The following is a 20680-nucleotide window of genomic DNA, read 5'->3' as shown; positions in this document are numbered from 1 at the left end:
ATTCAAATGATAATCAAGTATGATACCAAATGAACAATCACTGGAACAATTTGTTTAAAAAGAATCAATAATTAACAAAATTTTACATATCTACTTTCTGCTGTTTGGATTGTAGGGTATAGAGGTGGCGGTACAGCCCGGTTTCTTTCTGTAATAATTCGAAATGTGTTCCGCTTTCTGAGACGATGCCATTTTCGACCACGATAATTTTGTCTGCATCGACTATCGTCGATAAACGGTGGGCAATGATGATGGATGTACGGCCACGCATTAATTCTTCCAGCGCATCTTGTACCTGACGTTCTGATTCGGAATCCAATGAAGACGTTGCTTCATCCAGAATCAGAATCGCTGGGTCTTTGAGTAAAGCCCGGGCAATAGCGATGCGTTGACGCTGTCCTCCCGAGAGTTTTACACCACGTTCTCCGACCACGGTATCATACTCTTCAGGGAAATTTAATATAAATTGATGGGCGTTGGCGCGTTTGGCAGCTTCTGTTATTTCATTTTCCGTGGCGTCTAATTTACCATAGGCAATATTCTCGCGGATTGTTCCGCCGAAGAGCAGTACGTCCTGCGGTACTATGGCTACCTGGTTGCGTATATCGCACAGCTCAAAGTCCGACGCAGGCTTGCCATCATAAAGTACTTCTCCCTTATTGCTGGTATAGAACTGTAGTATTAAAGAGGCAATGGTTGATTTACCGGTGCCGCTAGGGCCGACGATGGCGATTTTATCGCCAGCATTGGCGGTAAAATTAATGTCTTTGAGAATTTCAATATCCGGACGGCTAGGGTAGGCGAATGCCACATGATTAAAACGGAGATTTCCACTCATCTTTTTACTGATCTCCTTGCAACTCGGTTCAACTTTGATATCCTCCTGTGGTTCATCAAGAATTTCCAGGATCCTTTCGCTGGCGCCAAGTGAGCGCTGTATGTTTGCGTATAATTCAGGGAAACTACCCATCGATCCGGCAACAAACATCGAATAAAGGATATATGTTGTTAGATCACCGACAGACATCTCATGGATAGAAACCAATGCGGCTCCATACCAAATAACGGCGATAACAGCACCGAAAATACAGAATATGATAAATGAAGCAAAGGCTCCTCGGAATGTTGCTCCCTTGACCGCTAATTTGACAACAGAATCCATCTGATTACTGTAACGGTTGAATTCAAAGTATTCGTTCACAAAAGCTTTTACATTGCTAATGCCCAATAAAGTTTCTTGAACTATGCTATTTGATTCCGCCATCTTATCCTGCGCCTGTCTGGATAATTCACGAATAAATTTTCCGAAGACAATTGCGGCAACCACGATGACGGGTAATATGCAGAGATTCATCAAGGCCAATTTGGGCGATACCCAGACGAGCAGAAATACTCCAAAACAAAGACTGATCAATTGTCTTAAAATTTCAGCCAATGTAGTGGTTAAGGTGTCCTGGATCTGGGATAGATCAGCGGAAAGTCTGCTATTTAATTCTCCAACACGGCGATTGGCGAAAAATTCAATCGGCAAGGAGATAAGCTTATGGTAGGTATCTTTACGAATTTTGGACAAAGCGCGTTCAGCGATCTCGACGAAGATACGGATTCGGAAAAAAGAAACGACGGACGTAAACGATAGAATGATAAAGGCTATTCCACCAATGTAATACACTTCAGGGGGTAGCCAGGTGTATTTTTGCTTGCCTTGGGCGGCATCAATCATCGCACCCAAAAGTGCAGGGAAAGCTAGCATGGAAAGACTGGATAATACCAAAAATAACATGCCGATTCCAAACTTAACCCGATAAGGCCTTAAATAGGTCATTATTTTCGAAGCCCGTAACAGGAGCTCCTTATTTAACTTTGGTTTTGGTAGATCTTCTTCTTGTTTATTACCACTATTGAAACCTCTTGCCATAATCCGCTACTTCAATGTTTTGTTGCGAGGACAAATGTAAAGAGATTAAAAATATTTTGCTATCATACTTTGGTCAATTTTTTGGCTTTTGACTGCTTTTAATCAACAATAATTATCATTTAGCCAATTCTCGTGGTGCATGTCATCGCTATACGCCCAAAAGCACTAGTCCGTATTTTTAGGGATGGGGACTGATTTTTGTGTACGGCTACGATACAATAAGACTGCTAGCACTAGGATGACGAGCAAGGCCAGGTAAAGCCATACATTGCCGGACAGTCCGTTTCCGGCTGATTTGTCCAATTGTGTCCTGAGTCTTTCATTTTCAAGCTGAAGTTTATTAATTGTGCCCATATAGGCTGAGATCTGCTTATCATATTCTGTGGCCATCTGCCGGAATTTGTCCTTTTCGAAATCTTTGATTTTGAGCAGCTGTTGGGTTTCCAAAAAGATGTTGTTATCTGTGATCACGACATCTTTGAGGATATCGATGCTTTTTTGCATATCACCCTTGGATTTAAACAGTCCAAAAAGTCCTGTTTTCTGAGTGAGGCTCGTATCATAAGCGCCGAACTTCTGTTGTCTTGCCTCAAGCAGGCTATTGACACGTTTGCGCTGTACTTCAAAAGCACTAGAATCTGCATTTTCCTGCGCCATCAAATACGCGAGGTTAAATAATAAAAGAAAGGGCAGTAGCGTGTATTTTAAAGACTTCATAAACAATGAACCAATCAATCCCATATTAAGTTTGCTGAAATTGCTTTGCCTTGGCAGCAGAACTGCTACAAGCACTATCCCTGTTTTGGGGCTTGACACATGTGGGCAAATAATTTCTAAGAATGAATTTATGAAATTAATCTTTAAATTCGATACGGATGACATTGGAGTCGTCATCGTGAAGTCCCAAAAGCTGGCTCGCGTTGCCCTTGTTGATCGCAATTTCCAGATAATTACTGATTCCAAAGAGACATAATTTTTCGCCTTCGCCGACCTCATTGTAATGCCAGGAAAGGTTGGTGATCGTTTCGTTGCGCTTGAAATACAAGACAAAATTTCGCCCTTTTTGGACTTTATTGAACAGGTCTTTTGAAATATTGGTAATGGCATTGCCAAAGGCGTCAACGTAGATGACATTGCCCCGTATCATATCCTTATCAAAGATCGGCTGTAATGTAACTTTTTCTATCAGTTGATGCATCGGCGTGCCCACATCTTTCAGTTTTCCCCCTTTTGCAATATGACAGGCTGATTTTGAAAGAATGTCAGCGAGTGGGAAATGGAGGTATCGCAGGTCCTGCATCAGATTGAGTTCATACAATTCCTGGGGCTCATTTCCATTTAACAGCAAACTGAAAATACCATTGTCCGCGCCGACAAAATAATGGTCCTTGTATTTCATGCCGATGTATTTGGATTCTTCATGAAATAAGGTGTTGATACCGATGATATGTACGGTCCCTTTGGGAAAATAATGATAGGCGTTACCAAGTACAAAGGCTGCGCGCGGAATGTTGAATGCTGGGATCTCGTGGGTGATATCGACAATATTAACATCAGACAACTGCGTTAAAAGGCTCCCTTTTAGCGCAGCTTGATAAAAATCCTTATGTCCTAGATCTGTCGTTAACGTAATTACTGCCATTATAATCTAAAGTAGACCGAATTGCTGTCGAATTCCCTTTTTGAATGAATAGAAATAGATCTTCTGTTGCTTACTTGTTCTGATGCTAAAAAATCTATTTAAATAGAGAGCAAAATTACTATTTATCAGCTGATTTGTAAAGCTAATTGAAGAACTTATTTTGAATATATCTTTTTCCGGTTGATACACACAAACATAGCTTCGATTTAAATAATAAAGAATTGGTTTCCGCACCCTGAAGATCCACTTTTAAAAGCAAAACTCAAGTATAAAATACGAAAAAAATAATTTGGTTTTCTTTTTGCAAAAATCTCTTTGGTATGGTCTATTTTCTCATTAGAATACGTTAATTTTGAATAGTATTACGCATAAGAGCTATTGCGTGGTAGCTACAATCTAATTAATTCTAAAATAGGATAAAATTTGAACGAATTACTAATTGCATTAGATGGTCTGAATTTGCCCGTATTATGGGGAGCAGACAATGAGCACTTTGATTATTTAAAGAAGCAATTCCCAAAACTGCGGATTGTGGCTCGTGGAAGTGAAATGAAAGTGTTAGGTGATGCGAAGGAGTTGGAGCTGTTTGAGCAATCGTTTAAGGAAGTCATGGCTCACCTTGAGAAATTTAACAACATTACGTTGTTGGATTTTGAAAATCTCCTTGGGGCAAGTGCAGGTTCTGCTGCCCAACAGGAAAAGGAAATTGCTGCCAAGCAAGCTGTCTTTGGTTCTGAGCCCATAGTTTATGGACCCAATGGTTTGATTGTCCGCGCACGGACAGCCAATCAGCGACGGATGGTCGATAGTATTTCGAAAAATGATATCTTATTTGCCATTGGTCCGGCAGGAACAGGAAAGACCTATACGGCTGTTGCACTTGCTGTCCGGGCACTTCGCAATAAAGAAATCAAACGTATTATCCTGACAAGACCAGCGGTGGAAGCTGGAGAAAACCTCGGTTTTTTACCCGGAGATCTGAAAGAAAAGGTAGATCCCTACTTAAGACCTCTGTACGATGCATTGGACGATATGATTCCGGCCGAAAAATTAAAAGGATATTTAGAAAACCGTACCATCGAGGTTGCGCCTCTGGCATTTATGCGGGGACGCACACTGGATAATTGTTTTGTCATTTTGGATGAAGCCCAAAATGCAACGGATATGCAGTTAAAGATGTTTTTGACCCGTATGGGGCCGACCGCAAAATTCATTGTTACAGGTGATATGACACAGGTCGATCTCCCTAAAAAGAATCAATCGGGCCTTTCGACATCGATCCGTTTGCTGGAAAATATTGAAGGTATTGATATTATCCACCTTAGTGGTGGCGATGTGGTTCGTCATAAATTGGTGCGACGCATTTTGGAAGCATACGGCGACATTTAATCGTTCGTTGCAAAAATAGATCAATTGTAATATCCCCGATCGGAAGCCCAGTACGGACCAAGAGGATCTGGATATTCATATCGTCTTTAAAAGGCACGATAAACTGGTTCATTTGGACCATTAGAAAAGGCCATGGATGCATAATCGAGTCTTTGTTTTCAGCCACGGAAATGAAAACAAAGACTGATCAATAATTATTTATTTGAATTTTACTTTGAACATGAACGCTATAAAAGAAACAAATTTCAATTTCGAAAACCAGACTGCTTTTTACAGAGGAAAAGTACGTGACGTGTATACGATTGCAGATACCTACTTGGCAATGGTGGCTTCTGACCGTATTTCCGCATTTGATGTGGTACTTCCTCGTCCTATTCCGTACAAAGGACAGGTGTTAAATCAAATTGCGGCTAAATTTTTGAAAGCGACAGCCGATATTATCCCGAATTGGGTCGTATCTGTACCGGATCCTAGTGTGACCATAGGTCAAATGTGCGAACCGTTTAAAGTTGAAATGGTTATCCGAGGTTACCTATCAGGACATGCCTGGCGTGAATATGCTGCCGGTAAACGGGAAGTTTGTGGGGAGTCTCTTCCTGAGGGATTGAAGGAGAATGACAAATTACCTGAACCGATTATCACACCGACGACCAAAGCTGCAGTAGGTCACGATGAGGATATTTCCCGGGTGGATATTTTGAAAAAAAGTATTGTAAGTGAAGAAGATTACGTGCAACTGGAGAAATATACCAAAGCATTGTTTCAACGCGGAACTGAAATTGCAGCACAAAGAGGGCTGATCCTAGTGGATACCAAATATGAATTTGGTAAAAAAGACGGCAAAATAGTCCTTATCGACGAGATTCATACGCCGGATTCTTCCCGTTATTTCTATGCTGACGGATATCAAGAACGTCAGGACAAAGGGGAAGCACAAAAGCAATTGTCAAAAGAGTTTGTTCGTAAGTGGTTGATCGATAATGGATTTCAGGGTAAAGATGGACAGGTGGTCCCAGAGATGACAGATGAGATCATTGCTTCAATTTCCGAACGTTATATTGAGCTATATGAGCACATCGTGGGCGAAAAATTTGTTTACCCTGATCAGGAAAATGTACTGGAACGTGTGGAAAGAAATGTGACAAAAGCCTTAAAAAAGCTAAATTATTAGTACATTGTATCCTCAAACTAAGGAAATAGACTTATGAAGTATACTATTGATAAACACGATCGCTATATTGTCATAGAGCCTCATGTCGAAGTGATAGATGCGGATAATGCAGCGAAACTCAAGGGTGAGTTTTTGTTGCGCAATACAATTGGCCAGCGCAACATTGTTCTGGATATGATTCATGTCCAAAAGACGGATGAAGTTGGGATCCGTTTGGGCATATTGGCGCACCGCCTATGTCAGTCTGTTGGTGGCGTATTTATTTTGGTCAATCTTTGTCCCAAATTAATGGATATGGTTCGGGTGTCGCACCTGGATAAATCGATAAAGATCGCTCCATCACTGAAGGTCGCAGAAGATTTGATCTTCGCGCACGAACTGGAATCTGAATACCGGGGGACAATTGAAGATTAATATGAAGTTTGAAGTTCTGATATTAGGAAATAGTTCCGCGACACCGATGTTTGATCGCCATCCGACTAGCCAAGTGCTGAACTTTAATGAACAATTGTTTTTAATAGACTGCGGGGAGGGGACGCAAATGCAGCTCAGCCGTTATGGAATTAAAAGCAATCGTATAGGACATATTTTTATTAGTCACTTACATGGAGATCACTATTTAGGTTTAGTGGGGTTGCTCTCTTCGATGCATCTCGTTGGCCGCAAAAGTGATCTTCATTTATACGGACCAGCTGCCTTAAAAGAGATTTTGGATGTCCAATTTCTGCATTCGGAGACAGTCTTGCGCTATAATCTTATTTTTCATCCGATTTCACCCGACGGGCCCGGTATTATTTTTGAAAACCGGACTATGAAAGTGAGCGCATTTCCTTTAACACATCGTATTGCCTGCACGGGTTTTCGTTTTGATGAGGGACCACGGGCTAGGACCTTGCTCGGTGATGTGGTTCAAGCGTTGAATATTCCCACAGTATACTATCCCGCTATCAAGAAAGGGATGGATTATGTGGACGAAAAAGGGGATGTTTACCCAGCGGATCAATTGAGCCTGCCTGCACCCAAATCCAGAAGTTATGTATATTGTTCAGATACGGTACGCACAGTAAATTACCTTCCCTATGTTCAGCATGCCGATCTCATGTACCATGAATCTACATTTTTACATGATATGGTCGACCGGGCAAAAGAAACTTTCCACACAACGGCATTGGAAGCTGGAGAGATAGCCAAAGAAACCCATGCAAAGAAATTATTGCTCGGTCATTACTCTGCACGGTACCGGGATTTAGCACCCTTGTTGGAAGAAGCCCGAACAGTATTTCCCAATACCGAACTTTCGATCGAAGGGAAGTGGTTTTTAGTTTAGTTTTTTGTGAATTTTATACCACATTTCTACGACCAAATGCTTTTAAATTGCTTATTATATTGCATTTGATAAACAATTTATCTAAGTTTACGGCTCTAATTTTTTTATAATGGATAATCCATTCAACTTAAACAACCTATTACGGGAAAATATCAAGAAGCTCGTACCGTATTCGTCCGCAAGAGATGAATTTAAAGGGGAGGCATCCATATGGATTGATGCCAATGAAAATCCTTTTGGATCCCCACTCAACCATGATTACAACCGATACCCAGACCCACTCCAACATCAAGTCAAAGCAAAACTTTCAACAATAAAAGGTGTTCCCGCTGAAAATATTTTTTTAGGCAATGGGAGCGATGAAGCGATTGATATCTTGTACCGCGCATTTTGTACACCCGGTGTGGATAATGTTATCCTCGTTCCACCGACCTATGGTATGTATGAGGTGTCGGCGAATATCAATGATGTCGCTTTCAAAAAAGTAAACCTTACAGCAGACTATCAGTTGGATCTGGATGGAATAGCGAATGCTGTAGATGCACATACCAAGTTGATTTTTATCTGCTCACCGAATAATCCGACCGGAAATTCTATCCGTCGTCAGGACATCGAAACGATATTGAATAATTTTCAGGGGCTTGTTGTCGTCGATGAAGCTTATATCAATTTTTCTGCCGTAAAATCATTTACACAGGAATTGGCTGAATACCCTAACTTGGTGGTATTGCAGACTTTGTCCAAAGCCTGGGGGCTTGCAGCATTGCGGTTGGGCATGGCATTTGCAAGTAAAGAAATTATAGGAGTTTATAATAAAATTAAACCACCCTATAACATTAATCAGGCAACACAGGATATTGTGTTGGAGGCCCTGAATAATGTGGATCAGGTCAATGACTGGATCAAAGAGACGGTAGCTGAACGTGAACGACTGGTACGCGAGCTCCTCGAACTGGATTATGTGCAATATATCACTCCTTCTGATGCCAATTTTATCTTGGTCAAGATGGAACAGCCGAGAGAAGTTTATGACTATCTAGTTCAATATGGGATCATTGTCAGGGATCGGTCTAAAGTCGAACTTTGTGAGGGCTGTTTGCGCATTACAGTCGGGACGCCTGCAGAGAACCAAACATTATTAGAAAAACTTAATCAAATCAATAAATAATACTATGCCTGATAACTTAAAACGTGTACTGTTTATAGACCGCGACGGAACATTAATTTTGGAACCAGAAGATGAGCAGATCGATTCTTTTGCAAAATTAAAATTCTATCCCGGTGCCTTGCAGTACCTGCCACGTATCGCGAAGGAACTGGATTTTGAATTGATCTTGGTTTCAAACCAAGATGGCCTGGGAACATCTTCCCATCCGGAAGAAAACTTCTGGCCCGTCCATCATTTTGTGCTAGATACGTTTGCAGCAGAGGGTGTAGTATTTGCCAAAGAACATATAGATAAGACTTTTCCGCATGAAAATGCTGACACTCGTAAACCGGGTATTGGTATGCTCGGTGAATATTTCGATCCGTCAAAATATAATTTAAGTGAATCGTTCGTTATCGGTGACCGAGTCAATGATGTAAAGCTCGCGCAAAATCTTGGTGCCAAAGCAATATGGCTTCGTGCCAATGATCAATTGGGGGCGTTGGAGAACGTTGACATTGACCCGAAAGTGGTGGCGTTGGAAACCACAGACTGGAAGACGATATACGAATTTCTTAAACTGGGCACGCGTACTGCCGAACATCATCGTAAGACAAATGAAACGGATATTTTTATTCAACTAAACTTGGATGGCTCCGGTAAATCGGAAATCGAAACAGGATTGCCTTTTTTTGACCATATGCTGGATCAAATAGCCCGACATGGTGCATTGGACTTAACGATCAAAGCGAAAGGTGATCTTCATATAGACGAGCATCATACGATTGAAGATACAGGGATAGCTTTGGGTGAGGTATTTTTGAAAGTATTGGGAGACAAGCGTGGTATTGAGCGTTACTCGTACACCTTACCAATGGATGATTGCCTGGCACAGGTTGCACTGGATTTTGGCGGACGCAACTGGATCGTATGGGATGCTGAATTTAAACGTGAGAAAATAGGTGACATGCCGACAGAGATGTTCTTTCATTTCTTTAAATCATTTTCTGATGCCTCTAGGTCGAATCTAAATATCAAGGCCGAAGGGGATAATGAGCACCATAAGATTGAAGCAATTTTTAAAGCTTTTGCCAAATCTATTAAGAAAGCTGTTCGCCGTGATGCAGATCACATGCAACTGCCAAGTACAAAAGGAGTGTTGTAAGATGATAGGAATTATTAATTACGGTGCCGGGAATATCTTTTCCCTGACTGCTGCGCTAGATCGAGTAGGGTTGACTTATGGTATGATCAATACGGCTGAGGAGATGGATCGTTATGATCGGATTATTATTCCGGGCGTAGGTCATGCTGGGGCGGCAATGAATAAGTTGCTTGAGTCGGGATTAGTACCCTATATTAAAGATTTGCGTAAACCTGTGCTTGGAATCTGTGTTGGGATGCAGCTGCTGACGGAATATTCGGAGGAAGGTGATGCCGAGATGCTGAAGTTGTTCCCGTTGAAAACGTTACATTTTGAAGCTGGCATAGCGGGTAAAGTGCCTCATATGGGCTGGAATAGCGTTTCGGTACAAGCAAATAATCCTTTATTTGCGAATATAGAAGATCAGACTTATTTTTATTTTGTCCATTCGTATTATATCGAATATGATACGACATTTACCGCCGCTAAATGTGAATATGGAGTGCCATTTTCAGCAGCAATTTCCAGAGAAAATTTCTTTGGCGTACAATTTCACCCGGAGAAGTCGGGAAAAGCAGGTGAGCAGTTGTTGCTCAATTTTTCAACTATTCAAGTAGACTAAAAATATTCGATTATGTATATCATTCCAGCAATTGACGTTTTGGACAAAAAAGTTGTCCGTTTAAGAGAGGGTAACTACAACGACGTTACAACTTATGCTATAAGTTTAGAGGAGCAGATCGAGAACTATCGTGCAAACGGTACGGAGTTGGTTCATATCATAGATTTAAATGGTGCAAAAGGTGACTTTAGCAATCAGGCCTATTTATTCGATATCATCCAAAAGACAGATATGAAAATACAGTATGGCGGTGGAGTCAGAAGCATTGATAAGGTAAAGGAATTGGTGGATGCTGGTGTATACCGTGTGATTGTCGGTACGCAAGCGATCACAAATCCTTCTTTTTTGGAGGAACTGGCAACGCTTAACGAAGGGAAAGTCAAATACGCAGATCATATTGTCATTGCAATTGATGTGTTGGACGAAGTCATTAAATACTCTGGCTGGTTAGAAAGTTCACCAATTAAATTGATTGAGTATATTGATAAATGCTTGGCTTTGGGATTTTTTAGATTCCTTTGTACGGACATTAGCAAAGATGGAAAACTGGGGGGCGCAGGTGTGGAATTGTATCAAAAATTGTTAAACCACTCTCCGATTATCAAGCTGATTGCTTCTGGGGGTATCAGTTCAATGGATGACATTCAAAAGCTTCAAGAGCTAGGTGGAGTAGAATCTGTGGTTGTAGGAAAAGCAATCTATGAGAATCGTATCTCTATCGATGAAGTCAAAGACTGGAATCTCAAATCATTAATCCGATTTTAACATGCTGGCAAAACGGATAATTCCCTGCTTGGATGTCAAAGACGGACGTACGGTAAAAGGTGTCAACTTTGTCGACCTGCGTGACGCAGGTGATCCTGTTGAACTCGCCTATGAATATTCCCAGCAAGGAGCTGATGAACTTGTGTTTCTAGATATTACAGCTACACATGAGGGACGTAAGACGACGATAGATCTCGTAAAAGCGGTAGCTCGTCAGGTGAATATTCCTTTTACAATAGGAGGTGGTATCAATGAAATCAGTGACGCGGATATCCTATTAAATGCTGGGGCGGACAAGATCTCCATTAACTCTGCAGCAGTGCGCAATCCGGGACTGATCAATCAAATGGCCGCCGCTTTTGGTGCCCAATTTGTAGTGGTTGCTGTCGATACGAGATCTATTGAAGGACAGGATTTTGTCCATTTAAGTGGTGGACGCATCAAGACGGAAATCAATACCCTGGATTGGATCCTTGAAGCGCAAGAACGCGGGGCCGGAGAGGTTCTGTTGACCTCAATGGATCATGATGGGACTAAGAACGGTTTTGACAATAAATTTTTAAAGGCTGTTAACGATCGTATTCATATTCCGCTGATCGCATCTGGTGGGGCTGGTAATCAACAGCATTTTGTCGATGTTTTCCAACAGGCCAACGTGGATGCAGCATTAGCAGCTTCCGTATTCCATTATGGAGAAATATTGATTCCGGATCTTAAGCAGACTTTGCGCCATAATGGTATTGTCGTGCGATAGGCGCGAATAAAACAGTAAAGAATTAAGAGTAAGGATAAAGGAGTAATGATACTATTAGGTAAGCTATCAGGGCTTGCAGAATAAGAAAATTGATTAATGAGTAAGGAGTAGGGACAAAGCTTCTAAGCCCTAGGCTGACATAAGTAAGCTTCAAATACTCATAGCTCAATACTAAATACAATACAATGTTAGATTTTGCAAAAAGTGACGGACTTGTCCCAGTGATTGTGCAAGACGCCCAAACCCTGGAGGTGTTGATGCTGGGTTATATGAATGAAGAGGCTTGGCAAAAGACACAGGCGGAGAAGCGCGTGACTTTTTTCTCCCGTAGCAAAAATCGTCTCTGGACAAAAGGGGAAGAGAGTGGAAACTTTTTAAACGTAAAGAGTATCCATATCGATTGCGATAAAGATACCGTATTGATCAAGGCTGATCCTGTGGGTCCAACTTGCCATACGGGAAGCCGGAGCTGTTTCAGCACAGAATTCAATCAGAATTTTATACTGGAGCTCGAACGTATCGTCAATCATCGTTATGAAAATCCTTCTGACGAATCCTATGTTAACCGTTTGCGGTCCAGAGGAATTAATAAGATCGCGCAAAAGGTAGGTGAGGAAGCTGTAGAAACGGTTATTGCCGCATTAACTGAAACTGAAACCGACTTTATCAATGAGACTTCTGACCTATTGTTCCATTTGATCGTATTGTTGCGTGAGAAGGGATTTTCGTTGGAAACAATTGCGAAAAATCTTGAAAGTAGGCATCAATAGCCTGCTCGACAAAAGTTAGGGACCTCAAGCGATCGACCCAAGAAGAACTGAGCGTCAAAAAAAGGTTTATAAAGAATGATTAGACCATTTTAAAAAGTGAAGCCCGACCTATTGGTTGGGCTTTTACTTTAGTATCGTCTGCATCTTGCGCTCATTGAGCGTAATAAGTAGGGCTGTACTGTAGGGGCCAATTCCGGGTAAGCTGAGTAAGTTTTTAATTCCATTGACAGACTGATCTTGACTTAAAGAGGCGTCCAAAGATAGCTGTTATGGTATTTCTTCCCACTAGACCGATATTGCTTCAAGCTGGATCAATGTCATTTTCTATTAGCTCAATATCACTTCGTGTGTGATCGGAACTTCTTTAGCATCCGATGACTCCGTATTATCCCACCAAGTAATCCAATGACATACCGATAATATTCAGTTGCTTTTTCAAAGCAAATCAAATCCCGCTATTGTATTACCAACTTCGTTCGACTGATTCTATTTTTCTTTGCATTGGGGTGCTTTGCCTTTCTTCTTGATCTCTTCTACCACCCGGACGATTGGATCGGTACACCTTGCAAACATTTCCACTACAGCGACAAACAATTCGATCGTCATATACCTTACATGTGTGCTATATATGTTTGCTTGTACGCCAAACTGAGATGTAGTGGACAACGATGTGATCCGGGTAGTGCCGCATGTATTTGCTGTCGCACGCTGAAGGTTTAAGAAAACACCCGAATATAATGCTTTAAGCGCGCAAGTGTTTGCTTCGGTGCTCCATGTGTAAGCCTTGGATGCAAACTAATTATCGGTTCAGGACCAAATAATCCCGTTCGGGGTCAAAGCAAATGTGAAATGGCAATGTTTTCCCAGAGCTTAAATTTGACAATGCGCCATTTTAATTCGGACGAAATCCGATTCGGGCGAAAGGCTTTAAGCTAGGATGACAAAATAATCTAAGAAGTACAGTATATTTGTAGATATACTGCACTTTTTTGGGACGGAGGTGAATGCCAGGAAGAATGCGGTTTGCTCTTGATAAATAACTATGGATATTAAATTAAAATCGACTTTAACTGGACATCAGAACCCAATTTTTTGTGTAGAAAAAGGGTATTACCTAAATACTTTTTTTACCGGCGGTAATGACAAGGGCGTGGTCGAATGGGATATTGAAAAGAATGGTTTTAAGCGTATCCTATGCGCGGTGACCTCCTCCGTGTATGCTTTAAAATTGATTCCGGGAACTGCGATACTGGCAATCGCGCTGCGGGAGGGAAAGTTGCTTTTCGTGGATGTACAGGAACAGAAACTTGTGGCGAGTTTGCAGCTCGGCAATAGAGCCATCTTTGCACTTTCCTATATCCAGCAAAAGAATGAGCTGCTCGCCGTAGGGGAGGAAGGACGGCTTTATGTAATCGACCTCGCAACATACAAGCGTATCTATGACCTACAGCTATCCCAAACGACAGTACGAAGTATTGCCGTGGATGCCGATGAAACCAAGATTGCTCTGGGTGATAAAGATGGCTGGGTATATTTGTTGGCTAGCGAGGACTTCCATGTCATCGAACGGATGAAGTTGCATAGTCTGCCCACAACCTCTTTGGCTTTTCTTCAAAATAAACTCTTAAGCGGTGGACGCGATGCTCAGCTTATTATTTCCGATGTCAATCAACTGAGCAATAACTTCTCCTTTATACCACACATGTTCACGGTGTATGGGATCTATCCACACCCTTTTGAACCATTTTTTGCAACAGTAAGCCGCGATAAGTCGTTGAAATTTTGGTCTAATGCTGATTTTGCACTGCTGAAAAATATGAGCCGCGACAAAATGCAGGATGGCCATCATCTATCCGTCAATGCAGGAATATGGTCCGAAGACGGCCAATATTTCTTTAGTGTCAGCGACGACAAGCTTGTTAAAATTTGGGAATTACAATAATATAAAGACCGTAAGTGCTCCAGTAGAAATCATGTGTATGAATGGATTCGACTTTTGATTATTAGGTTTTTGCTTTATATATTTTTTGCTAATAATGCTTAATACGTTATTTATCCAACAACTGCAAGACTTGGGTAAGGTATTTTTCGTCTATTTCGTCGAAGCTATCCAATTCACTGCTGTCCACATCGAGTACACCGATAATTTCCCCCTTTTTGTAAACAGGCAATACGATTTCTGAACGTGAAAGTGAGCTGCAGGCAATATGTCCCGGAAATTGTTCTACATCAGGTACGATAAGGACTTTCGCCTGCGCCCAAGCACCGCCGCATACACCTCTTCCTTTTTTTATGCGCGTACAGGCAACAGGGCCTTGGAAGGGGCCAAGAACAAGCTCTTCAGTACCGTCTACGAGATAAAAACCAACCCAAAAAAAATTAAATTGTTCCTTTAATGCTGCCGCAATATTGGCAAGGTTTGCAATCTGATTATTTTCTCCCTGTAACAATCCACCTATCTGTGGAAGTAAGTTTTGATATTGTTCTTCTTTGCTGCCTTTGGCAATCAACAGATCTTCAGCCATAGAATTCGTATTTATATTCTTGTAGTGATACCGCACGCCAATAAAAAAGCGCTAATATTCTGTTCAAAGTTAACAGAATATTAGCGCTTTCGCATGGGCGAAATGATATTATTTCTTTGTATTGATAATGTTTACCCGAATGTAATTGCTCCGTTTTCCGGAAGGCGTCACAACTACGGCTTTGAACACACGTTCTTTACTATTTGGAACCGTCACTTTGACTGGCCCAGTATATTCAAGGTCCAATTCTGAAGGATCATAATTGTCCAAGGTATAATAGATTTTCGCACCTTCGACAGATGGCTTTAAATCCCGGATGGTATATTCTGATGCGTATATCGTCGTGTCAGTGATACCATATACCTCAGGTACACGATAGAATGTGTTTGTCTGATCGAGTTTTGCCAATTGGCGTGCCGCACGTTGTTCGGAAAAATTCTTCCAGTTTTTATTCTCCGGTTGCGTCCAGGCAATTTCCGAAAGAGCCAGTACACGCGGTAAGATGGTAAACTCTACTTTGTTGGAAGAGCCGATATATTCTGTCCAAATATTTGCTTGTACACCCAAAACGTGTTTCTTGTTGTTTTCTGAAATTTTGGTAGGCATAGGGTCGGCAGCATATACTTTATGCAATGTCGAAAGTCCACCGATGCTCAATGGCTCTCTATTTTGATCAGCACCTTGTTTGTGGTCAAAGTAAAGTCCATAACTGTTGGCTGTGATAATGACGTCATGTCCTTGGTTTGCCGCGTCGATGGCTCCTTGGTCTCCTCTCCAGCTCATAACAGTCGCATTTGGTGCTAATCCACCCTCTAAGATCTCATCCCAGCCAATGATACGTTTGCCTTTGCTATTAATGTATTTTTCCATACGTTGAATAAAATAGCTCTGCAATTCATGTTCGTCTTTGAGGTTATTATCCTTGATTCTTTTCTGACAATGTGGACAAGTCTTCCATTTGGTCTTAGGACACTCATCACCACCGATGTGAATGTATTCGCTTGGGAACAATGGAATGACTTCGTCGATAACATCTTCCAATAGCTTGAATGTCTCTTCTTTACCAGCACAAAAGACATCATCAAATACACCCCAGGTCTGGGCAGCTGTGTATGGCCCCGGTTGATCACCACAACCTAGCTCTGGGTAAGCCGAAAGTGCCGCCAAAGCGTGGCCCGGCATCTCTATTTCAGGAATGACAGTGACATACTTCGCTTTTGCGTAAGCGACGACCTCTTTAATCTGGTCTTGGGTATAGAAACCACCATAAGGGGTATTGTCGTAGTCACCGTCAGTTTTATAGTTGCCCAATAAAGTCTGGTTACGATAGCCACCGATCTGTGTCAGTTTTGGGTGGGATTTAATTTCAATGCGCCAGCCTTGATCATCAGTCAAGTGCCAATGAAAAGTATTCAGTTTGTAGGATGCCAAAATATCAATGTACTTTTTGACAAATGCTACGGGGAAGAAGTGACGGCCAACATCAAGATGTAATCCACGGTAAGCAAAACGAGGCTCATCCTGAATGGATGCCTGGGGAATTTCGATACCTGCTTTTTTATCGACAGGTAGCAATTGAATCAACGATTGCATACCATAAAATAGGCCGGCTGCTTTTCCACTGACCGTAATTTGGTCAGAAGCAATGTTAAGATCATACGCTTCGGTATTGCCTGATTTTGCACTTTTAGAAGAGAAATAAATGCTGTTTTTACCTGCCGACTTTGCCAGCGTTAAATTGAGATTGTAGTTGCTTTTTAGAAAATCCTGGAATAAAGCGGCAACTTTTTTGTCCTCTTCACTATCGAAAGCAATTTTTGTATTTGCATTGATTTTGAATGAGCCATTTTTGATCTGGACATGTTGCGGTAGAGGCACAATATTCAATGTGACATCTTTTTTTTCCTGCGCAAATACTGCTGCTCCTATACTTAAAGCAAGCGCAAGTGAAAATAGTTTTTTCATGAGTGCGATTATAACTGAAATAAGAAGCCCTAAAAATAAAGGAATAAATACGATTTAGCAAAAGCTTAATGTAACAAATAGCCTGTTGAAATAGGATAGAATACTCTTCTTTGTATTTTGCAGTGGTTTGATTTAATGTGTTTTTAATTAAAACAATCGTTTGCGTTTCCCGCTGAGGGTACCGATGATTGATCAGATTTGGATGCGCATTTATTGTCGAATAAAGTTTATTTCATCCGTAATTTTATCGGAGTTTACAGTATCAGACAGCCTAATTCATTAAAAGGCAAATGGTTCGTTTCAATGATTGAACAAAATGCAGATTTAGCTCTTGTATAAGATATTTTTTTATGAGGCTGATAAGGATATAAAACGGACTTTATACGCTTTGATCCGAATAAAGTCCGAATGGGGTCCGTATAAGGTTTCTGTGAAGTCCCTATAAATCCCATGGCATTTATAAAGATGCATCCTAGTTATCCTGAAATTGGAGTACAGCAGATGAAACTTTATTTGAGCCAAACCTGTAAGCCTCTTTTTGTTAAGCGAATTGAGCCCGCCGTTTTTTAAAGCCTCTTTAGCGCTAATTTGATCATATCCTCGACAGAGAGGTTCGCCTCTGTTTTTAGAATCGTATTCAATACTTTTTCGGCAGCAGCTTTATTGAAGCCTAACATGACCAGAGCAGATAAAGCTTCATCAGGTACAGACTGCGATTGAATCGTAGTTGAAAGTGTTTCCACACCTTGTTTTTTCAATTTATCCTGAAGTTCCAGGATCAGACGTTGCGCTGTTTTAGGACCGATTCCTTTAATTTTCTGAATTAAAGCAACCTGACCATTGACAATGGCGGATTGTATTTCATCAGGTGTATTGGACGATAAGATCATCCGGCCTGTATTGGGACCAATACCTGAAACGGAGATCAGATTCTCGAACAGTTTTTTTTCACCTTCTGTGGCAAAACCATACAGTGTATGGGAATCTTCCCGAACTTGTAGTGAAATAAATAATTTGCAGTTTTCCTGATCCTTGATTTGGGAAAAGGTATAAAGAGAGATGTGAACATAATAGCCAATCCCACTCACGTCGATAATAACATGAGTGGGGGCTTTATATGCTAATTTTCCATTGAAATATTCGTACATAGTACTACGAATATAGGAAGATTTTAAGCGATTCTATAAATTTTTAAGATGAGCTTGAACATCAACTACGGCAATAGTCACCATATTGACGATTTCACGTACAGAGCTATCCAATTGTAGTACATGGATCGGTTTGTTCATCCCCAAAAGAATAGGACCTACAGCTTCCGCTTCACCGACTTCTTGTAATAGTTTATAGGCAATATTACCTGATTCCAGGTTCGGGAACACAAGTGTGTTTGCTGATTGTCCATTTAGACAGCTGAATGGGAAATTGTCGGTCAACATATCACTATTTAAGGCGAAGTTAGCTTGTAGATCGCCATCAGCAATGATGTCAGGGTGCTGCTCATGAATGATCTGTGCTGCTGCTCTCACTTTGGTAGGAGTTTTTCCTTCACTGGAGCCAAAATTGGAGTAAGACAACAAAGCAATACGTGGTTGGATATTCATGCGTTTAACCGCTTTGTCCAAAAGTAAGGTGATATCAGCTAGCTCTTGTGCAGTAGGATCCTCATTCACGGTCGTATCGCCCATGAAAATAGGCCCTTTTTTGGTTAACATCATATACATACCTGCTACACGGCTGCCCGGTTTGGCACCGATGACATGCAATGCCGGACGAATGGTGTTTGCATAATTTTTGGTCATACCAGAAATCAATGTATCTGCCTCGCCAAACTCAACCAGAGAAGCACCGAAGTAGTTGCGGTCAAACATCAGTTTGCGCGCATCGTAACGGGAGATTCCTCTACGTTGTCTTTTGGTATAAAGGTGCTCAATGAATTTTTTTGAACGCTCTGATTCACCGTCAACCTCAGCGACTGGATCAATGATTTCTACACCGTCCAATTCAAAAGCATACTCTTGGATCAAACGTTGGATTTTCTCTTTCTTACCTAATAGGATCGGGATCGCAATACCTTCTTCTTTTACGATTTGAGCAGCACGTAATGTTTTGTAATTATCTGCTTCAGCAAAGACAACACGTTTTGGGTCTCTTTTAGCGGCCATCGTTAGGTTACGCATGATCGCATCATCTTTACCCAGACGTTTACGCAATGCATCGCGGTATTTATCCCAATCTTCAATTGCCGTTTTCGCTACACCAGATTCGATTGCTGCTTTTGCCACAGCCATAGAAACCTCTGTGATCAAACGTGGGTCGGTAGGTTTAGGAATGATATATTCTTCAGAGAATTTTAAATTGTTGGTATTGTAAGCTTGATTGACTTCTTCAGGAACGGGTTGTTTTGCCAGGTCAGCAATAGCACGTACAGCTGCAATTTTCATTTCCTCATTAATTGCTGTTGCGCGTACATCCAAAGCACCACGGAAGATGTAAGGGAAGCCTAATACGTTGTTTACCTGATTTGGATAATCCGAACGACCAGTACCCATGATAATATCACTACGGGTAGCCATTGCCAAATCGTAGGCAATTTCTGGATTTGGATTGGCCATCGCCAAAACAATCGGATTCGGAGCCATAGTCAACAACATCTCTGCAGACATGACGTCAGCTGCAGATAAACCAATAAACACATCGGAGTCTTTGACAGCATCTGCTAGGGTGTGGATATCACGATCCGTAGCATATTGTGCTTTCATGCTGTCCAGATTTTCTCGATCCGTACGAATGACACCTTTACTGTCAAGCATCACAATGTTTTCTTTGCTTGCGCCTACGGAAATATACATTGCTGTACAGGACATCGCAGCAGCACCGGCACCATTGACGACGATTTTTACTTTGGAGATATCTTTTCCGATAATTTCACAGGCATTGATCAGCGCTGCACCGGAAATGATTGCTGTACCATGTTGATCATCGTGCATGACCGGGATATTCATTTCCTCTTTCAGGCGACGCTCAATTTCAAAACATTCAGGAGCCTTGATATCTTCCAGGTTGATACCTCCGAAAGTTGGTTCCAATGCTTTTACGATTTTGACGAACTCGTCAACATTTTTGGTGTCCACTTCGATGTCAAATACATCAATGTCAGCAAAAATTTTGAACAATAAACCTTTCCCTTCCATGACGGGTTTACCTGCTTGAGCGCCGATATCACCTAGGCCCAATACAGCTGTACCGTTACTGATAACAGCAACAAGGTTCCCTTTTGCGGTATATTTATAAGCATCTTCTTTATTCTCGGCAATAGCCAAACATGGCTCCGCTACGCCAGGAGAATATGCTAACGATAAGTCTCTTTGCGAATTTGTTGGTTTTGTCGGAACAACAGCTATTTTTCCAGGTCTACCCATTGAGTGGTAATTTAACGCTGCCTGTTTACGATTAGTGTTACTCATTACGATTTTATTAATTTAAGGCTACAAATCTATCATTCTTTTTGACAATTGGAAATATTTGCCAATATCTTATTATA

The 20680-nt window shown here is 41.3% G+C and carries 19 protein-coding genes; 11 read left to right on the top strand and 8 right to left on the bottom strand.

What is annotated here, in order from left to right; all coding sequences use genetic code 11:
• Window positions 1-82 precede the first annotated feature (82 nt).
• From DCO56_RS23000 to DCO56_RS22990, 3 genes are all read right to left on the bottom strand, one after another.
• A complete protein-coding gene (locus DCO56_RS23000) occupies window positions 83-1918 on the bottom strand; it encodes an ABC transporter ATP-binding protein (protein WP_108636063.1) in 1836 nt (611 codons plus the stop codon).
• A gap of 165 nt (window positions 1919-2083) precedes the next feature.
• Window positions 2084-2635 carry a hypothetical protein gene (locus tag DCO56_RS22995; protein ID WP_146191121.1) on the bottom strand — a complete coding sequence of 184 codons (552 nt, stop codon included), beginning with the start codon at window positions 2633-2635 and terminating at the stop codon, window positions 2084-2086.
• Between the two features lie 136 nt (window positions 2636-2771).
• Entirely contained in the window at window positions 2772-3560 is a 789-nt protein-coding gene (locus DCO56_RS22990; protein ID WP_108636061.1) for an SAM hydrolase/SAM-dependent halogenase family protein, read from the bottom strand.
• A 423-nt stretch (window positions 3561-3983) separates the two neighbouring features.
• On the opposite strand from DCO56_RS22990, the gene DCO56_RS22985 reads away from it, so the two are divergent.
• The 10 genes from DCO56_RS22985 (at window position 3984) to hisIE (ending at window position 12649) form a co-directional block, all read left to right on the top strand.
• Window positions 3984-4949 (top strand): PhoH family protein, encoded by a 966-nt coding sequence (locus tag DCO56_RS22985; RefSeq protein ID WP_108636060.1) that lies wholly within the window; start codon window positions 3984-3986, stop codon window positions 4947-4949.
• A 220-nt stretch (window positions 4950-5169) separates the two neighbouring features.
• Window positions 5170-6120 (top strand): phosphoribosylaminoimidazolesuccinocarboxamide synthase, encoded by a 951-nt coding sequence (locus DCO56_RS22980; RefSeq protein WP_108636059.1) that lies wholly within the window; start codon window positions 5170-5172, stop codon window positions 6118-6120.
• Window positions 6121-6153: 33 nt separating this feature from the next.
• Window positions 6154-6534 carry an STAS domain-containing protein gene (locus DCO56_RS22975; protein ID WP_104385068.1) on the top strand — a complete coding sequence of 127 codons (381 nt, stop codon included), beginning with the start codon at window positions 6154-6156 and terminating at the stop codon, window positions 6532-6534.
• Window position 6535: 1 nt separating this feature from the next.
• Window positions 6536-7447 carry a ribonuclease Z gene (locus tag DCO56_RS22970; protein WP_108636058.1) on the top strand — a complete coding sequence of 304 codons (912 nt, stop codon included), beginning with the start codon at window positions 6536-6538 and terminating at the stop codon, window positions 7445-7447.
• 109 nt (window positions 7448-7556) lie between these two features.
• Window positions 7557-8615, top strand: coding sequence for a histidinol-phosphate transaminase (gene hisC / locus DCO56_RS22965; protein WP_108636057.1), 1059 nt, complete (start codon window positions 7557-7559; stop codon window positions 8613-8615).
• Window positions 8616-8619: 4 nt separating this feature from the next.
• Window positions 8620-9759 carry a bifunctional histidinol-phosphatase/imidazoleglycerol-phosphate dehydratase HisB gene (gene hisB, locus DCO56_RS22960; RefSeq protein ID WP_108636056.1) on the top strand — a complete coding sequence of 380 codons (1140 nt, stop codon included), beginning with the start codon at window positions 8620-8622 and terminating at the stop codon, window positions 9757-9759.
• Between the two features lies 1 nt (window position 9760).
• Window positions 9761-10360: an imidazole glycerol phosphate synthase subunit HisH gene (gene hisH, locus DCO56_RS22955; RefSeq protein ID WP_108636055.1), complete on the top strand. Its 600-nt coding sequence runs from the start codon at window positions 9761-9763 to the stop codon at window positions 10358-10360.
• 12 nt (window positions 10361-10372) lie between these two features.
• On the top strand, window positions 10373-11125 hold the full coding sequence (locus tag DCO56_RS22950; protein WP_108636054.1) for a 1-(5-phosphoribosyl)-5-[(5-phosphoribosylamino)methylideneamino]imidazole-4-carboxamide isomerase: 753 nt from the start codon (window positions 10373-10375) through the stop codon (window positions 11123-11125).
• 1 nt (window position 11126) lies between these two features.
• Entirely contained in the window at window positions 11127-11879 is a 753-nt protein-coding gene (gene hisF / locus DCO56_RS22945; protein ID WP_108636053.1) for an imidazole glycerol phosphate synthase subunit HisF, read from the top strand.
• A gap of 185 nt (window positions 11880-12064) precedes the next feature.
• Window positions 12065-12649, top strand: a complete 585-nt coding sequence (hisIE, locus tag DCO56_RS22940; protein ID WP_108636052.1) for a bifunctional phosphoribosyl-AMP cyclohydrolase/phosphoribosyl-ATP diphosphatase HisIE — start codon at window positions 12065-12067, stop codon at window positions 12647-12649.
• Window positions 12650-12772: 123 nt separating this feature from the next.
• On the opposite strand, the gene DCO56_RS29920 is transcribed toward hisIE, so the two are convergent.
• Window positions 12773-12907 carry a hypothetical protein gene (locus tag DCO56_RS29920; RefSeq protein WP_281259432.1) on the bottom strand — a complete coding sequence of 45 codons (135 nt, stop codon included), beginning with the start codon at window positions 12905-12907 and terminating at the stop codon, window positions 12773-12775.
• Window positions 12908-13691: 784 nt separating this feature from the next.
• Here DCO56_RS29920 and DCO56_RS22935 point away from each other — a divergent pair.
• On the top strand, window positions 13692-14591 hold the full coding sequence (locus tag DCO56_RS22935) for a WD40 repeat domain-containing protein (RefSeq protein WP_108636051.1): 900 nt from the start codon (window positions 13692-13694) through the stop codon (window positions 14589-14591).
• 106 nt (window positions 14592-14697) lie between these two features.
• Here DCO56_RS22935 and DCO56_RS22930 read toward each other — a convergent pair whose 3' ends face one another.
• The 4 genes from DCO56_RS22930 to DCO56_RS22915 form a co-directional block, all read right to left on the bottom strand.
• Window positions 14698-15174 carry a GAF domain-containing protein gene (locus DCO56_RS22930; protein WP_108636050.1) on the bottom strand — a complete coding sequence of 159 codons (477 nt, stop codon included), beginning with the start codon at window positions 15172-15174 and terminating at the stop codon, window positions 14698-14700.
• 108 nt (window positions 15175-15282) lie between these two features.
• Window positions 15283-17139: a beta-N-acetylhexosaminidase gene (locus tag DCO56_RS22925; protein WP_108636049.1), complete on the bottom strand. Its 1857-nt coding sequence runs from the start codon at window positions 17137-17139 to the stop codon at window positions 15283-15285.
• A gap of 566 nt (window positions 17140-17705) precedes the next feature.
• Complete coding sequence (gene ruvA, locus DCO56_RS22920) at window positions 17706-18287, bottom strand: Holliday junction branch migration protein RuvA (RefSeq protein WP_108636048.1); 582 nt, start codon at window positions 18285-18287, stop codon at window positions 17706-17708.
• 33 nt (window positions 18288-18320) lie between these two features.
• Complete coding sequence (locus tag DCO56_RS22915) at window positions 18321-20603, bottom strand: NADP-dependent malic enzyme (RefSeq protein ID WP_108636047.1); 2283 nt, start codon at window positions 20601-20603, stop codon at window positions 18321-18323.
• Window positions 20604-20680 lie beyond the last annotated feature (77 nt).

This window comes from Sphingobacterium athyrii (genome assembly GCF_003071065.1).
In the GTDB taxonomy this organism is placed as follows: domain Bacteria; phylum Bacteroidota; class Bacteroidia; order Sphingobacteriales; family Sphingobacteriaceae; genus Sphingobacterium; species Sphingobacterium athyrii.
This window is presented reverse-complemented; position numbering and strand designations above follow the sequence as displayed.

Excerpts from the sequence above, each read along its gene's own strand:
- hisB (WP_108636056.1), top strand. The coding sequence starts at position 8,620 with ATGCCTGATAACTTAAAACGTGTACTGTTTATAGACCGCGACGGAACA.
- DCO56_RS22975 (WP_104385068.1), top strand. The coding sequence starts at position 6,154 with ATGAAGTATACTATTGATAAACACGATCGCTATATTGTCATAGAGCCT.
- DCO56_RS22935 (WP_108636051.1), top strand. The coding sequence starts at position 13,692 with ATGGATATTAAATTAAAATCGACTTTAACTGGACATCAGAACCCAATT.
- DCO56_RS22990 (WP_108636061.1), bottom strand. The coding sequence starts at position 3,560 with ATGGCAGTAATTACGTTAACGACAGATCTAGGACATAAGGATTTTTAT.
- DCO56_RS22930 (WP_108636050.1), bottom strand. The coding sequence starts at position 15,174 with ATGGCTGAAGATCTGTTGATTGCCAAAGGCAGCAAAGAAGAACAATAT.
- DCO56_RS22950 (WP_108636054.1), top strand. The coding sequence starts at position 10,373 with ATGTATATCATTCCAGCAATTGACGTTTTGGACAAAAAAGTTGTCCGT.
- DCO56_RS22925 (WP_108636049.1), bottom strand. The coding sequence starts at position 17,139 with ATGAAAAAACTATTTTCACTTGCGCTTGCTTTAAGTATAGGAGCAGCA.
- hisC (WP_108636057.1), top strand. The coding sequence starts at position 7,557 with ATGGATAATCCATTCAACTTAAACAACCTATTACGGGAAAATATCAAG.
- ruvA (WP_108636048.1), bottom strand. The coding sequence starts at position 18,287 with ATGTACGAATATTTCAATGGAAAATTAGCATATAAAGCCCCCACTCAT.
- DCO56_RS22915 (WP_108636047.1), bottom strand. The coding sequence starts at position 20,603 with ATGAGTAACACTAATCGTAAACAGGCAGCGTTAAATTACCACTCAATG.
- DCO56_RS22980 (WP_108636059.1), top strand. The coding sequence starts at position 5,170 with ATGAACGCTATAAAAGAAACAAATTTCAATTTCGAAAACCAGACTGCT.
- DCO56_RS22970 (WP_108636058.1), top strand. The coding sequence starts at position 6,536 with ATGAAGTTTGAAGTTCTGATATTAGGAAATAGTTCCGCGACACCGATG.
- hisH (WP_108636055.1), top strand. The coding sequence starts at position 9,761 with ATGATAGGAATTATTAATTACGGTGCCGGGAATATCTTTTCCCTGACT.
- DCO56_RS23000 (WP_108636063.1), bottom strand. The coding sequence starts at position 1,918 with ATGGCAAGAGGTTTCAATAGTGGTAATAAACAAGAAGAAGATCTACCA.
- hisF (WP_108636053.1), top strand. The coding sequence starts at position 11,127 with ATGCTGGCAAAACGGATAATTCCCTGCTTGGATGTCAAAGACGGACGT.
- DCO56_RS22995 (WP_146191121.1), bottom strand. The coding sequence starts at position 2,635 with ATGAAGTCTTTAAAATACACGCTACTGCCCTTTCTTTTATTATTTAAC.
- hisIE (WP_108636052.1), top strand. The coding sequence starts at position 12,065 with ATGTTAGATTTTGCAAAAAGTGACGGACTTGTCCCAGTGATTGTGCAA.